The sequence below is a fragment of the Rhizobium sp. A37_96 genome, from assembly GCF_053521765.1.
Map to the genome: position 1 here is coordinate 126,485 of NZ_JBNWDS010000008.1, position 13,708 is coordinate 140,192.

The following is a 13,708-nucleotide window of genomic DNA, read 5'->3' on the forward strand; positions in this document are numbered from 1 at the left end:
AATAGCAGCACGGACGTTTGCGAGCGGAAACCGGAGGCTATTTTCCGTCGTGCTCGTGTCGGCCGGTAAATTGATGCCGATGGCTCGAAGGGACCCCAAAGGATCAGATGTCGATCTTAAAGAAAATCAGCGCTCAGCTCGAAACCATGGCTCCCGCCGATCGCCAGATCGGGCAGTTCATCATCGACAATCCCGAGCAGATGCTACGCCTGTCCTCCGCGGCCTTGGCGACGGAAACCGGTCGCAGCCAGTCGAGCGTCGTCAAATTCAGTCAGAAGCTCGGCTATGCCGGCTATCAGGAACTGAAACTTGCCGTCAGTGAAGCCAAGGCGCAGGAGTGGCAGGCGCCCGCCGGCATGATCCACGGCACCATCGAGGTCGGCGACGGTTACCTTACGATCCTGCAGAAGCTGCTCGGCAGCAAGATGCAGGCGATGCAGCAGACCATCTCGGTCAACAACGAAACCGACATCGAAAAGGCGCTCGAAGCCCTTCACGATGCCCGGCGTATCCATCTGGCGGGCGTCGGTGCTTCGTCCCTGGTCGCCCGCGACTTTTCCTACAAGTTGATGAAGCTCGGACGCAATGTGCTGCATGACAGCGACAGCCATGTGCAGATGGCCAACGCGTCGACTTTGGGCCCCAACGACCTGCTCTTTGCTCTTTCCTATTCCGGCGCCAGTATCGAGACCCTGCGGATTGCGGAACTGGCACGTCAGCGCCGAGCAACCGTCATTGCCGTCACCGGACTACAGGACAACCCGCTCACCCACGTCGCCGACATCTGCCTCCATACCGTCGGCGACGAGGATCGCGTCCGCTCCTCGGCGATCACCGCCCGCGACGCACAACTGATGCTGACCGACTTGCTGTTTATCCTGCTGGTGCAGCGTCAGCCAGACGCCAACGACTATGTCCATAACAGCGAAACGGCTGTTTCCGTGCTGAAGGCCAAACGTCTTTCATAGAGCGACCCAGCTCTTCGCCGAAGCTCTGCGCCACTCTATCTCATTATTCTCACGCAATTGCGTGACGGAAAATTGCGGTACGTTTTTCTCGGCTTTGCCGCAGCAGCCCGCCGAAAAGCCGGCAACCGGTAAACAAGCTGTGACGACAGCGGCCCTGTACGGCAATGGTTTGGGGACGTAGTTTGGCGCCCCTTGGCAAATCATACCGGAGAGATTTCATGGACCTCGGCCTCAAGGATAAAGTCGTACTGATCACAGGCGGCTCGAAAGGCATCGGCTATGCCTGCGCCGAACTCTTCCTGCAGGAAGGCGCGCGGGTCGCGATCTGCTCGCGCTCCCAGTCCAACATCGATGCCGCCCTCTCCAGCCTTTCGGGTGCGCGCGGTTATACAGCCGACCTGACATCCGACGCGCAGGCACTTGCGGTCGTTGACAAGGTCGAGGCAGATATCGGCCCGATCGATATCCTCGTCAACAGCGCGGGTGCCGCAGCGCGCACGCCGGTAGACGAACTGACGCCGGCCATCTGGCGCGCCGCGATGGATGCGAAGTATTTCTCCTACATCAACGCCATCGATCCCGTCATCAAGCGCATGGGCGCACGCGGGTCGGGTGCCGTCATCAATGTCATCGGCAACGGCGGCAAGATTGCTTCGCCTTTCCATTTGGCGGGAGGTTCGGCCAATGCCGCCTTGATGCTCGCAAGCGTCGGGCTTGCCAATGCCTATGCCGGCAGAGGCGTGCGTGTCGTCGGCCTAAACCCTGGCCTGACGGAAACGGGTCGTGTGGCGGAAGGCCTGAAGGCGGCGGCGAAAGCCAGCGGTTCAACGCAGGAGGAAGCGCTTGCCGATGCTCTGAAGCGCCTCCCGATCGGCCGAATGGCGAGCCCGGCCGACATCGCCAATGTTGTCGCTTTCCTGAGTTCGGCCAGGGCGAGTTACGTTACCGGCGTGGTGATCAGCATGGACGGCGCGCAGGTGCCGGTCGTCGTCTGAAACACCAAGCCGACGACCTGCGCGCTTTTGTGGCGATTGCGTCAGGCCGCCGCCTTCCAGTCCAGCCCGATATCGAGCGTCGGCGCGCTGTGCGTCAGCCAGCCGACGGATATGAGATCGACGCCGGAGGCAGCGATCGCGGCAGCGGTTGTCGGGGTGATACGGCCCGAGGCTTCGGTGATTGCCCGTCCGCCGACGATATCGACCGCTTCGCGCAGCTGGTCCGGCGTCATATTGTCAAGCAATACCGCATCGACACCTTCCTGAATGGCGTCGCGTAGCTGTGCCAGCGTATCTACCTCGACCTCGATCTTGACCATATGCCCGACACCGGCCTTGGCGCGGCGGATAGCCTCGGTGATGCCGCCGGCAATGGCGACATGATTGTCCTTGATCAATACCGCATCATAAAGCGCGAAACGATGGTTCATGCCGCCGCCGGCGCGCACGGCATATTTTTCCAGAGCCCGGAGACCCGGCGTGGTCTTGCGGGTGCAGACAATCGACGCCTTCGTGCCGACAATCGCCTCGACAATGCCGCCCGTCACGGAGGCGATGCCGGAGAGATGGCCGAGGAAATTCAGTGCGGTCCGCTCTGCCGTCAGCAGACCGCGGGAAGGCCCCTCGATCGTTGCGATGACGTCTCCCGCTGCGACTTTCTTGCCATCGGGGACATGACGGGTCATGACGATGGTGGGATCGACGAGCTGGAAGGCAAGTTCGGACGCATCGAGACCGGCGACGACGCCCGTTTGGCGGGTGACCATGGCGACGCGGGAGCGATGCGCCGCAGGGATGACGGCGGTAGACGTGACGTCGCCGGCAAGACCGAGATCTTCCACAAGGGCATTGCGCACCAGCGGTTCGACGATCAGGCGCGGGAGGGGAGCAAGCGTCATGTCAGGCACTCCTTGCGATGGAATAGGGGATGACGGACCTGGCGATATCCAGTGCGTCGGAAAGGTTCATCACGCGTCGCTGCGCGTATTGCAGCTTCAGCGGAAAATCCGTGCGGGCGTGGGCCCCACGCGACTCTGTCCTCAGAGACGCGAAGACGGCTATCAACAATGCGACCAGCGCGGGATCGCTCGCCGGGCCGTCACTCTCGTAAAGCGGCAGGAGAGCCGCAATCGCACCCTGAATGGCACCGGCATTGCGCAAGACGCCGAGATGCCGCGACACAATCAGCCGGACGGGCATAGGGTCTGGCGCCACCGTCTCGGGAAGGCGATGCGGCAATCTTGCAGCGCCTGCATCAGCGCTCGCAAGATCACCTGCTGCACGCATCCCCATGACTGCTGCCTCCAGCAGGGAGTTGCTGGCCAGACGATTGGCTCCGTGCAGGCCGGTGGAGGCCGCTTCTCCCACGACCCATAGGCCGGGCACGGAACTGCGGCCATTCTCGTCAGTCGCCACGCCGCCCATATGATAATGAACGGCCGGACGCACCGGAATAGGATCGCTCGCCGGGTCCACGCCCGCTTCGCGGCAGAGAGCTTCGATGATTGGGAAGCGTGTGGCAAACCGGTTGCCGAGCGCATCGCGGGCATCCAGGAAAACCCGGCCGCCACGAGCAATTTCGGCGCTGATGGCACGCGCGACGACGTCGCGCGGCGCAAGCTCGGCACCCTCCACCTCCGCCATGAAGCGCTCACCGCTTTCGTTGACAAGAAGAGCGCCCTCGCCGCGCACCGCTTCGCTGACGAGCGCCAGGGGACGGCGGCGGCTATCGAGCGCCGTCGGGTGGAATTGCACGAACTCCATATCGGCAAGCAGCGCTCCGGCTCTTGCCGCAAGCGCAACACCTTGGCCGAAATTGCCGACCGGATTCGTCGTGGCCTCGAACAGGCCGCCGATACCGCCCGTGGCAAGAACGATGCGGGAGGATCGCAGCACAACGCTGCCCTTGTCGGTCAGGCAGAGCAGGCCGGCGACACGATGATCGTCCAGCAAGAGCCGCTGCGCCTGGTAGCCCTCGAGCACGGTGATCGACGGCGTGCGGGCGACCGCTTCGGCAAGCGCACGCACGATAGCCGCACCCGAACCATCTCCCTTGGAATGCACAATGCGCCGGAGCGAATGCGCCGCTTCAAGGCCGAGGGACAATTCCCCCGCATCATTGCGATCGAACTCGACGCCCGCCCGTTCCAGGGCGGCAATGGCAGCCGGGGCTTCCGCGACGATCCTTGCCGCCACGGTGGCGTCGCAGAGCCCGTCGCCGGCGGCGAGGGTATCGGCGAGGTGCAAGGCCGCGCTATCGTCCTTCCCCATGCTGGCGGCGATGCCGCCCTGCGCCCAGGCGCTTGAGGTCTCGGCACCAATCAGGGCGCGGGTGACGATCACGGTCGGCTCGGGCGCCAGCGTCAGCGCCGTCATCAACCCGGCAAGGCCGCTGCCGACGATGACTGTGCGGCCGGTCAGTCCTTCGAGAATCTCGCTCATATCGCCAACATCCTTTCCACTGCACGGCGGGCGTCGGCGGCAATCGCCGCATCGACCGTCACCTCATGCCGCCCTTCTTCCAAAGCCTTGCGGATATTGCCAAGCGTGATGCGTTTCATATGCGGGCAGAGATTGCAGGGCCGGATGAACTCGACCTCGGGATGATGGACCGCGACGTTGTCGCTCATCGAACATTCCGTCAGAAGCACGACACGCGACGGATGCTTCTTGCCGACATAGTCGGACATGACGGCGGTCGAGCCCGCGAAATCCGCCGCTTCGACGACATCGGGCGGGCATTCCGGGTGAGCGAGCACCGTCACGCCGGGATAATTCTCGCGAAGCTGGCGGATATCGTCCGCCGTGAAGAGCTCGTGAACCTCGCAATGCCCATGCCAGGCGATGAGCTCGACATTCGTTTCGCGTGCAACGTTGCGCGCCAGATACTCGTCAGGAAGCATCAGCACTTTCGGCACGCCGAGCGATTCCACCACCTGGCGGGCATTGCCCGAGGTGCAGCAGATGTCGGAGGCAGCCTTCACGGCCGCAGAGGTATTGACATAGGTGACGACGGGAACACCGGGATGCGCCTGACGCAACAGGGCTATATCCTCGGGCGTGATCGATTCCGCCAAGGAGCATCCAGCCTCCATGTCAGGGATCAGCACCGTCTTTTCCGGGTTCAGCAGCTTGGCCGTCTCCGCCATGAAATGCACCCCGGCAAGGACGATGATATCGGCCTTCACATCCGCGGCCTTGCGGGCGAGCGCGAGACTGTCGCCGACAATGTCGGCAACGCCATGGAAGATTTCCGGCGTCTGGTAGTTATGGGCGAGAATGACGGCGTTGCGTCGTCGCTTCAGTTCGAGGATCGCCTCGACATCATCCTGAAACGTCAGCCATTCGGCCTTGGGGATGACGCGGCTGACGCGATCATAAAGAGAGGATGCGGATACGGGAAGATTCATGACCGGCTCCTTATTATACTCAGTTTGAGCATATTATGCGCAAATAGATATTCTCGTAGTGAGCATATGTCAATTGCGAGAGAGCGGTAATTTCGTTCCGGCGAATTCGCGTTCTTCGAGGACGGCACGGCGGAAGCGGAAAAGCTTGGCCGGACGGCCCCCGGTTTCGCTTTCCGTGCCTCCGGTTTCCTCGACCAGTTCCTGCTGCTCGATCAGCCGGCGGAAGTTCTGCTTGTGCAGAGTGAGGCCCGCCAGCGCTTCTACCGTTTTCTGCAGTTGCAGCAGCGTGAAGGTCTCGGGCATGAGTTCGAAGACGACGGGGCGATACTTGATCTTGGCGCGCAGCCGCGCCATGCCGGTCGCAAGAATGCGGCGATGATCGGCGAACATCGGCGTACCGAAATTGTGCTTGATATCGCAGCCCGCCTCGGCGACGAGCCCCGCCTCATAGAGCAGTTCATAGCGCTGCAGAACGAGATCCTCGTTCCAGGCGGCACCACTCAGCCCGAAGTCGAAATCGGCACGGCGACGGCGTTGGCCGCGGCGCATCGCATCCCCGTCGATCCATGACGCGAGGCGAGCGGCGATGGCGTCGAGGATCGGCGGTCGGCCGCTCCGATGATCTTCCCAGGGAAGATATTCGTACCAGCCATGCCAGCCCGGCGCACCGGCACCGGGTGCTGCCTGCTCGCGCACCAGCCCCAGATAGCTGATGGAAATCGTGCGCCCGCCGAGAATTTCATTGTTTCGATCGCGATCGGCAAACGTATAGAGCTGCTCCAGATAGCCAACCGGATGGGCCGTCTGCTCCTGAACCCATTCGCGCAACCCGCTTTGCAAGGTGCGATGCCCAAGCTCGAACGGACCGGATGGCAGGGCATCGCCCGAGCGCACCGTCATGACCCTCGGATCGCCGCCCGTGACAGCCGTCAGAACCGCGATCAGCTCTGCATGTGCAAGTCCGATGGTCAAGCGAACTCCATGATTTGTTTCCCTGCCAATCTTGTCGCACGAAGCGCGACGCAAGCCAATGTGGTCGCCTGTACCCTCCACATCCCTCTACGGCCCGAAAGCGCGGAACTACCGGCTCACGTAGTCGGGATATTGCTCGCAGATGAGATCGATGATCGACAAGGTGCCGGACAGATGCTTGCGCAAGGCGGCAACGGCAACCTGCGCATCGGCGGAGCGGACAGCGTCGACGATCGCCTGGTGATCCGCGATGATCTGCTCCAGCTTACCCGGCATCGGCAGATTGAGCATGCGCAGCCGGTCGAGATGCACGCTCTGGCGCCTCACCGTCGACCACAAGCCGAGAATGTCGGCCCGCTCGTAAAGCACCCGATGGAAATCCTTGTCGAGCGAATCGAAGAGATCATAGGTTTCCGGCGACATCACGCGCTTCTGACGGAACAGAACCGCCTCCAGCGCGGTCGCAGTCTCCTCGGCCGAATTGAGCGTCAGCCGACAAACAGCCTCGAGCTCGATCGACAGCCGCAGGAAATGCGCCTGCGTCGCGTTGCGGATATCGATCCGCGAAACGACGGTCGCATATTGCGGATAGACCTCGACCAGCCCCTCCTCTTCCAGCCGGATCAGGGCGTCCCGCACCGGGGTCTGGCTGACATTGAATTCGCTTTGCAACGACATCCGCGACAGCACGGTCGTCGGCGGCAAGCCCATGGAAAGAATGCGCGACCTGAGGATTTCGAGGATCTGCGGCGCCACCTGGCGGGATCGATCCAGTGCGAATTCTTTCGGATTGAGCTTCACGAGCAGCCTTTCTGATGGGAACGCCGGGCTGATTAAGCACAGTTTGTGACTTGATGCACTGATACATTAGTGCTTTAGTCCGACATTGCCAACTCCACTTCACCGGATTGGATCAACCGTGAGGAACTGGGCGACCGGACGGGCATACCGAAGCAACCGTCTGCACAGGCAAGTTCGGTTCGATCCACATGCGAAAACAAGGCTCGATTACCATGGAAAGCAGGAAGAAGCCGTCGGATCTGCGCAGCGCCAGATGGTTTGCGCCGGACGACCTTAGAAGCTCGGGGCACCGATCCCGCACCATGCAGATGGGCTATGCACCCGAAGAGTGGACGGACAAGCCCGTCATTGCCATTCTCAACACCTGGTCCGACGCCAACCCCTGTCATGCCCATTTCAAGCACCGCGTCGAGGACGTGAAGCGCGGCATCCTGCAGGCCGGCGGCTTTCCCCTGGAACTGCCTGCGCTGTCGCTCTCCGAGAGCTATGTGAAGCCGACGACCATGCTTTATCGCAATATGCTGGCAATGGAAGCGGAAGAGCTTTTGCGCTCGCATCCGGTGGATGGTGCCGTCCTGATGGGTGGCTGCGACAAGACGACGCCTGGCCTCGTCATGGGCGCGCTTTCCATGGGGCTGCCGATGATCTACCTGCCTGCCGGCCCGATGCTGCGGGGCAATTATCGCGGCGAATATCTGGGCTCAGGTTCCGACGCCTGGAAATTCTGGGACGAACGGCGCGCCGGAACCATCTCCGAGAAGGAATGGGTCGATGTCGAGGCCGGGATCGCCCGTTCCTACGGCCACTGTATGACCATGGGCACGGCGAGCACCATGACGGCGATCGCCGAGGCGCTCGGCCTGACCCTGCCCGGCGCAAGCTCGATACCCGCACCGGATGCCAATCATATTCGCATGTCGTCGGCCGTCGGCAGGCGTATCGTCGAGATGGTCTGGGAAGATCTTGTGCCGTCCAAGATCGTCACCCAGGCGGCCGTCAACAATGCGGTCGCCGTCGCGATGGCGACCGGCTGTTCCACCAACGCCGTCGTGCACCTGATTGCCATGGCGCGGCGAGCCGGAACCGCTCTTTCGCTCGACGACCTCGACAGGGCCGGACGCACCACGCCGGTCCTTGCCAATATCAGGCCGACCGGCAAGACGTATCTGATGGAGGATTTCTATTACGCCGGCGGCCTTAGAGCCTTGATGGCAAAGCTCTCCTCCAAGCTCGACCTCTCGGCGTTGACCGTCTCCGGCATTACGCTTGGCGAAACCCTGGAAGGTGCCAAATGCTACAATGATGACGTAATCCGCTCGCTCGACAATCCGGTCTATCATGAGGGTTCGCTCGCGGTGCTGAAGGGCAACCTTGCACCGACGGGTGCCGTCATCAAGCCTGCCGCCTGTGACCCGCGTTTCCACAAGCATCAGGGACCGGCGCTGGTTTTCGATACCTATCCAGACATGAAGGCGGCGGTCGATGACGAAAATCTCGACATCACGCCGGACCACGTCATGGTGCTGCGCGGCGCCGGCCCGCAGGGCGGGCCCGGCATGCCGGAATGGGGCATGCTGCCGATCCCGAAGGCGCTCCTTAAAAAGGGCCACAGGGATATGCTACGTCTTTCCGATGCCCGCATGAGCGGCACCAGCTACGGCGCCTGCATCCTGCATGTCTCGCCCGAATCCCATGTTGGTGGTCCGCTGGCCTTGCTGCGCAACGGCGATATCGTTCGTCTCGACCTGGAAGCGCGGCGCATCGACATGCTTGTCGACGAAGACGAGTTGCAGCGCCGGCGCGAAGCTTGGGTCAGGCCGGCGGAAAAATTCGGCCGCGGCTATGGCTGGATGTTTTCGCGCCATGTTGCGCAGGCCGATACCGGCTGCGACTTCGACTTCCTGGAAACCGATTTCGGCCCGACGCCGGGCGAACCAGATATCTATTGATTGCAAAGGATCTATCGTATGAGCAACTACGTGCTGAGCAATGAGACGCGCAACAAGCTTATAGGAGTGGCGACGCCGACAATCGCGACCGCCCTCTTCAGACGAGGCTTGCGCAACCAGTTCATCCAGGATGTCCGTCCGCTCTCGCCGAAGAAGGCAAACATGGTCGGACAGGCATTCACCCTTCGCTATATTCCGGCGCGCGAAGACCTCAACACGCTCGAGGTCTTCCGCAATCCGGACCATCCACAGCGTGCTGCCGTCGAACAATGCCCGCCCGGCTTCGTGCTGGTTATGGATAGTCGCAAGGATGCGCGCGCCGCCTCCGCTGGTTCCATCCTCGTCTCGCGGCTGCAGGTGCGCGGAGTGGCTGGCGTCGTCACCGACGGCGGCTTCCGCGACAGCCCTGAAATCGCCGCCCTCGACATCCCCTCCTATCATCATCGCCCGTCCGCCCCGACCAACCTGACCCTGCATCAGGCCATCGAAATCAACGGCCCGATCGGCTGCGGCGATGTGTCGGTTTTCCCCGGCGACGTACTCGTCGGCGACAATGAGGGCGTCATCGTCATCCCCGCGCATCTGGCCGACGAAATTGCCGACGAGACGGTGGAAATGACGGCCTATGAGGACTTCGTCACCGAAGAGGTCATGAACGGCGCCACCATCATTGGCCTTTACCCGGCGACCAGCGAGGCTCCGAAACTGAAATTTGCCGAATGGCGGAAACAAAAGGGCCGCTGATCCGGCTTCGAACAAATGCAGCCGGGAGCACGCGACCGGCTGCATTTCTCAGTGCCTATTCCTCGCGCACCAGCTTGAGCACGAGCTGCTGAAGATTGCCGCCGTCGCTGAACTCGACCTTGTCGAAATCGACATTTCGCTGCCGTTCCTTTTTGGAAATCTCGCCGAGACGCTTCGTCAATTCGACGCGGATCCTGCTGCATTTCGGATCATCGGGTACGGAAAAACCGACACTCATGGCCTCGATTTCCTTGACCATGTCCTTGATATATCCGCCATGCACCCGCTCATGCGCCTCGACGCCGGCAATAAATTTCTGCCAGCTGCTGCGGGTCTGCGCCGGCAATTGCCCGGCGGGCTTCGGCAAGGTGTAGGTGATGACCAGCTTCGGGATGTTGACGGTGATCGTGCAGGCGCCGTCCGGTTGCGGCTCGTATTTCCGGGTCCAGGTGAGCTTGAAATCGGTATGGGCGATTGCCCTCACCTTGGGTCCGAGCAACGGACCGCGCTCGCCGATCGAATCGTAGAGTTGAGCGCCGGATGTCCCGGTAATTGAATAGGTCTTGATGATCTCGACCGGCTGCCAATCGGCATTCGCCGTCATGGGCAGAAAAGCGATCAAAAGTGCCATCGCCGGCAATCCAATAGCTGATTTCACGAACGTCCCCATGCGCACCACGCCCAAGCGCTGCAAGCTAGCTGGTGATCCTGGCTATTTCAATGAATGTCAGGCCTCAGAATGCCGAAGCAGAGTATAACACCTCCTCGGCGTCCTCTCGCTCCATCTCGAAAACCCGTTTGCCGATGGCGAAGCTGAAGCCGTTGCGGGCGAAGGCGGACAATTCCTTTGCCTTGCGCTTCTCGTCAAGGTCGCCGCGCCGGAAAGGCCCAAACCCACGCTTTCTGGCAAAGATGACGGCGGAATGGAGATCATCGACATCCCCCACGGCCGCGACGACCGTCTCGCCGTCTATGCCCTTGGACGCCAGCCTGAAAGCGATGGCTTTCTTCGACTTGCCGGAGCGAACCGCCGAGCGTGTGCTGATCTCTGCATAGGCCACATCGTCGAGCACTTTCAGCTCATAGGCGAATTTCACGGCGAAATCGGCCAGCGCCTTGATCTGCGCATCGCTGATATCCTCGAACTTCTGTTTCGCCTTTTTGGCGATCGCCTCGGACAGCTGCTTCTCGGTCATCATCCGGCGTTCGAGACGATAGATGGTGGAGTTGCGTGCCCACGAGAGCATGCGGCTTGTCGGCGTTTCATCCATCAAGAAAGGCAATCGGCAAAAAGGGAATCATCACGGAGAATTTTACGCGAGCCGCGTTATCCAGGCAACGAATGCGCTTGGTAATCATGGGATGATTGACTATGGTGTGCGTACGGCCGCGGCAATAAAATGCCGAGCGTCGAACCCCCATCGACGGTGGAGGCCGTCTCAAGCACCACATTGCTATGGATCACGGAGCCTGCGGCTCTCCCGACCGTTTCGCCGATCGGGCACCAGCGCTCCGTTCAAAGGAGGCAGGAATGGACTATCGCAAGCTCGGCCCAAGCGGGGCCGTCGTCACAGCCTATTGCCTTGGCACCATGACTTTCGGCGCGGAAGCCGATGAGGCTGCGTCACATAGGCTTCTCGACGATTATTTCGCATGGGGCGGCAATTTCATCGATACAGCCGACGTCTACAGCGCCGGAAAATCGGAGGAAATCATCGGCCGATGGCTGAAGGCGCGTCCGACCGAGGCCCGCCAGGCCGTCGTCGCCACCAAAGGCCGTTTTCCGATGGGCAAAGGCCCCAATGATATCGGGCTCTCGCGCCGGCATCTCGGCCAGGCTCTCGATGACTCTTTGCGCCGCCTCGGCATCGATCATATCGACCTCTATCAGATGCATGCCTGGGATGCATTGACCCCGATTGAGGAGACGTTACGCTTCCTCGATGACGCCGTGCGTGCCGGGAAAATTGGCTATTACGGCTTCTCCAACTATGTTGGCTGGCACATTGCCAAGGCGGCCGAGATCGCCAAGGCCCGCGGATACACCCGGCCGGTGACGCTGCAGCCGCAATATAATCTGCTTGCCCGCGATATCGAACTCGAGATCGTCGATGCTTGCCTGGATGCCGGCATGGGCCTGCTGCCCTGGTCGCCGCTGGGCGGCGGTTGGCTGACCGGCAAATACAAGCGTGACGAAACGCCAACCGGCGCCACCCGGCTCGGTGAGAACCCCAACCGCGGCAGCGAGTCCTATGCGGCCCGCAACGCACAGGAACGAACCTGGGCGATTATCGATACCGTCGAAGAGATCGCTAAAGCTCGCGGCGTCAGCATGGCGCAGGTAGCGCTCGCCTGGACGGCAGCACGGCCGGCGGTCACGTCGGTCATTCTTGGCGCACGCACGTCTGCGCAGCTTGCAGACAACCTGGGGGCAGCTGAGCTGACGCTTACGGACGCGGAGACGCAAAGGCTCAACGAGGTCAGCGCGCCGCAATCGGCTGCCTATCCCTATGGTGAAGGCGGCAGAAACCAGCGCCACCGCAAGATCGAGGGTGGCCGCTGAAAGCGTTTTGGCAGCGGAGCAAACGTTGCTCCGCTTCCTTAAGCGCGACTGCTCCGGTGGTCCGCGATATTGTCTGCCCGCGTCAAACCAGTGGCGGATTGAGCTTGGCGAAACCTTCTTGGCGCCAATACGGGAAGTATGGATAGGGGACAACCTGCTTGCTGGCCTTATCCAGCGCCTCGACCTGTTGCCTGGAAAGCGTCCAGCCGACGGCGCCGAGGTTCTGCCGCAACTGCTCTTCGTTGCGGGCGCCGATAATGACACTTGCAACCGTCGGCCGGCTCAAGAGCCAGTTGATCGCGATCTGCGCCACGCTCTTGCCGGTCTCACCCGCAATCCCGTCCAGCACGTCGACGATATCGAACAGCGTCTCATCGTCGACAGGTGGGCCGAAGGTCGCAGTCTCGTGCAACCGGCTGGTCTCCGGCAATGGTTGGCCACGACGTATCTTGCCGGTGAGCCTGCCCCATGCCAGCGGACTCCAGACCAGTGCCCCGACATTCTGATCGCGACCCAGCGGCATGAGCTCCCATTCGTAATCGCGGCCGGCAAGCGAATAATAGACCTGATGGGCGACATGACGCACATAGGAGTGCTTCTCCGAAGCGGCCAGGGACTTCATCAATTCCCAACCGGAGAAATTCGAGGCGCCGATGTAACGGATCTTGCCCGCCTTCACGAGCCCATCAAGCGTGGAAAGCGTCTCCTCGACCGGCGTCGATGCGTCGAAGGCGTGCAGCTGCAGCAGGTCGATGTAATCGGTGCCGAGACGACGCAAGGCGGCTTCGACCGATCTGATCAGCCGGGAGCGTGACGTCCCCCAATCGGCGGGGCCGTCGCCTATGGGAAGAGCCGTCTTGGTCGAGATCAGGACTTCGTCTCGTCTGCCTCGAATCGCCCGGCCAAGCACCTCCTCCGAAGCGCCAGCCGAATATACATCCGCCGTGTCGAAGAGATTGACTCCCGCCTCCAGGCAGATGTCGACCAAACGCCTTGCTTCCTCGGCATTCGTGGAGCCCCAGGCGCTGAACAACGGTCCGGTGCCGCCAAACGTGCCGGCGCCAAAACTGAGTACGGGGACACGCAGGCCAGAAGCTCCGAGATTTCGGTATTCCATCATCTGTCTCCTTGGAACAACTCCGGAAAACGGCGCCGCAGCTTTCCGTCCGGACTTGCGTAAAAACAATAGGATGAAGCGGTCCACAGCTTTCGCGAAGACGGTAAACCACTCCGGTCGTTCCAAAGAGATAGATCCTCTGAACAAGCTGATATAGATTACCGAAAAGAAAATGATTTATGATTTGAA

The 13,708-nt window shown here is 61.4% G+C and carries 13 protein-coding genes; 5 read left to right on the forward strand and 8 right to left on the reverse strand.

Annotated elements, in window-relative coordinates; all coding sequences use genetic code 11:
- The first annotated feature begins 107 nt into the window (after positions 1 to 107).
- Positions 108 to 968, forward strand: a complete 861-nt coding sequence (locus ACQZ6J_RS20630; RefSeq protein ID WP_449085419.1) for a MurR/RpiR family transcriptional regulator — start codon at positions 108 to 110, stop codon at positions 966 to 968.
- Positions 969 to 1,186: 218 nt separating this feature from the next.
- Positions 1,187 to 1,963 carry an SDR family oxidoreductase gene (locus ACQZ6J_RS20635; RefSeq protein ID WP_449085420.1) on the forward strand — a complete coding sequence of 259 codons (777 nt, stop codon included), beginning with the start codon at positions 1,187 to 1,189 and terminating at the stop codon, positions 1,961 to 1,963.
- A 41-nt stretch (positions 1,964 to 2,004) separates the two neighbouring features.
- On the opposite strand, the gene nadC is transcribed toward ACQZ6J_RS20635, so the two are convergent.
- From nadC to ACQZ6J_RS20660, 5 genes are all read right to left on the reverse strand, one after another.
- Entirely contained in the window at positions 2,005 to 2,862 is an 858-nt protein-coding gene (gene nadC, locus ACQZ6J_RS20640) for a carboxylating nicotinate-nucleotide diphosphorylase (RefSeq protein ID WP_449085421.1), read from the reverse strand.
- 1 nt (position 2,863) lies between these two features.
- On the reverse strand, positions 2,864 to 4,405 hold the full coding sequence (locus ACQZ6J_RS20645) for an L-aspartate oxidase (protein ID WP_449085422.1): 1,542 nt from the start codon (positions 4,403 to 4,405) through the stop codon (positions 2,864 to 2,866).
- The gene (nadA, locus tag ACQZ6J_RS20650) at positions 4,402 to 5,373 is read right to left on the reverse strand and encodes a quinolinate synthase NadA (protein WP_449085423.1); all 972 of its coding nucleotides are present in this window, start codon (positions 5,371 to 5,373) and stop codon (positions 4,402 to 4,404) included. Before nadA ends, ACQZ6J_RS20645 begins: the two co-directional genes overlap by 4 nt.
- A gap of 69 nt (positions 5,374 to 5,442) precedes the next feature.
- Positions 5,443 to 6,345: an NUDIX hydrolase gene (locus tag ACQZ6J_RS20655; RefSeq protein WP_163988646.1), complete on the reverse strand. Its 903-nt coding sequence runs from the start codon at positions 6,343 to 6,345 to the stop codon at positions 5,443 to 5,445.
- Between the two features lie 108 nt (positions 6,346 to 6,453).
- Positions 6,454 to 7,146, reverse strand: coding sequence for an FCD domain-containing protein (locus tag ACQZ6J_RS20660; protein WP_163988644.1), 693 nt, complete (start codon positions 7,144 to 7,146; stop codon positions 6,454 to 6,456).
- A 212-nt stretch (positions 7,147 to 7,358) separates the two neighbouring features.
- On the opposite strand from ACQZ6J_RS20660, the gene araD reads away from it, so the two are divergent.
- Complete coding sequence (araD, locus tag ACQZ6J_RS20665; RefSeq protein WP_163988642.1) at positions 7,359 to 9,095, forward strand: L-arabinonate dehydratase; 1,737 nt, start codon at positions 7,359 to 7,361, stop codon at positions 9,093 to 9,095.
- Between the two features lie 18 nt (positions 9,096 to 9,113).
- Positions 9,114 to 9,839 carry a ribonuclease activity regulator RraA gene (locus tag ACQZ6J_RS20670; protein ID WP_449085424.1) on the forward strand — a complete coding sequence of 242 codons (726 nt, stop codon included), beginning with the start codon at positions 9,114 to 9,116 and terminating at the stop codon, positions 9,837 to 9,839.
- Positions 9,840 to 9,894: 55 nt separating this feature from the next.
- On the opposite strand, the gene ACQZ6J_RS20675 is transcribed toward ACQZ6J_RS20670, so the two are convergent.
- Together ACQZ6J_RS20675 and recX are read right to left on the reverse strand one after the other, a co-directional pair.
- Positions 9,895 to 10,470 carry a DUF922 domain-containing Zn-dependent protease gene (locus ACQZ6J_RS20675; RefSeq protein ID WP_449085425.1) on the reverse strand — a complete coding sequence of 192 codons (576 nt, stop codon included), beginning with the start codon at positions 10,468 to 10,470 and terminating at the stop codon, positions 9,895 to 9,897.
- Between the two features lie 103 nt (positions 10,471 to 10,573).
- A complete protein-coding gene (recX, locus tag ACQZ6J_RS20680) occupies positions 10,574 to 11,113 on the reverse strand; it encodes a recombination regulator RecX (protein WP_432444384.1) in 540 nt (179 codons plus the stop codon).
- 257 nt (positions 11,114 to 11,370) lie between these two features.
- Here recX and ACQZ6J_RS20685 point away from each other — a divergent pair, with 257 nt between their 5' ends.
- Positions 11,371 to 12,402, forward strand: a complete 1,032-nt coding sequence (locus tag ACQZ6J_RS20685; RefSeq protein WP_163988635.1) for an aldo/keto reductase — start codon at positions 11,371 to 11,373, stop codon at positions 12,400 to 12,402.
- Positions 12,403 to 12,484: 82 nt separating this feature from the next.
- Here ACQZ6J_RS20685 and ACQZ6J_RS20690 read toward each other — a convergent pair whose 3' ends face one another.
- Entirely contained in the window at positions 12,485 to 13,519 is a 1,035-nt protein-coding gene (locus tag ACQZ6J_RS20690; protein ID WP_449085426.1) for an aldo/keto reductase, read from the reverse strand.
- Positions 13,520 to 13,708 lie beyond the last annotated feature (189 nt).

Coding starts and splice junctions, on each gene's coding strand:
- araD (WP_163988642.1), top strand. CDS start 7,359: ATGGAAAGCAGGAAGAAGCCGTCGGATCTGCGCAGCGCCAGATGGTTT.
- ACQZ6J_RS20675 (WP_449085425.1), bottom strand. CDS start 10,470: ATGGCACTTTTGATCGCTTTTCTGCCCATGACGGCGAATGCCGATTGG.
- ACQZ6J_RS20690 (WP_449085426.1), bottom strand. CDS start 13,519: ATGGAATACCGAAATCTCGGAGCTTCTGGCCTGCGTGTCCCCGTACTC.
- ACQZ6J_RS20645 (WP_449085422.1), bottom strand. CDS start 4,405: ATGAGCGAGATTCTCGAAGGACTGACCGGCCGCACAGTCATCGTCGGC.
- ACQZ6J_RS20670 (WP_449085424.1), top strand. CDS start 9,114: ATGAGCAACTACGTGCTGAGCAATGAGACGCGCAACAAGCTTATAGGA.
- ACQZ6J_RS20685 (WP_163988635.1), top strand. CDS start 11,371: ATGGACTATCGCAAGCTCGGCCCAAGCGGGGCCGTCGTCACAGCCTAT.
- ACQZ6J_RS20630 (WP_449085419.1), top strand. CDS start 108: ATGTCGATCTTAAAGAAAATCAGCGCTCAGCTCGAAACCATGGCTCCC.
- nadC (WP_449085421.1), bottom strand. CDS start 2,862: ATGACGCTTGCTCCCCTCCCGCGCCTGATCGTCGAACCGCTGGTGCGC.
- ACQZ6J_RS20635 (WP_449085420.1), top strand. CDS start 1,187: ATGGACCTCGGCCTCAAGGATAAAGTCGTACTGATCACAGGCGGCTCG.
- nadA (WP_449085423.1), bottom strand. CDS start 5,373: ATGAATCTTCCCGTATCCGCATCCTCTCTTTATGATCGCGTCAGCCGC.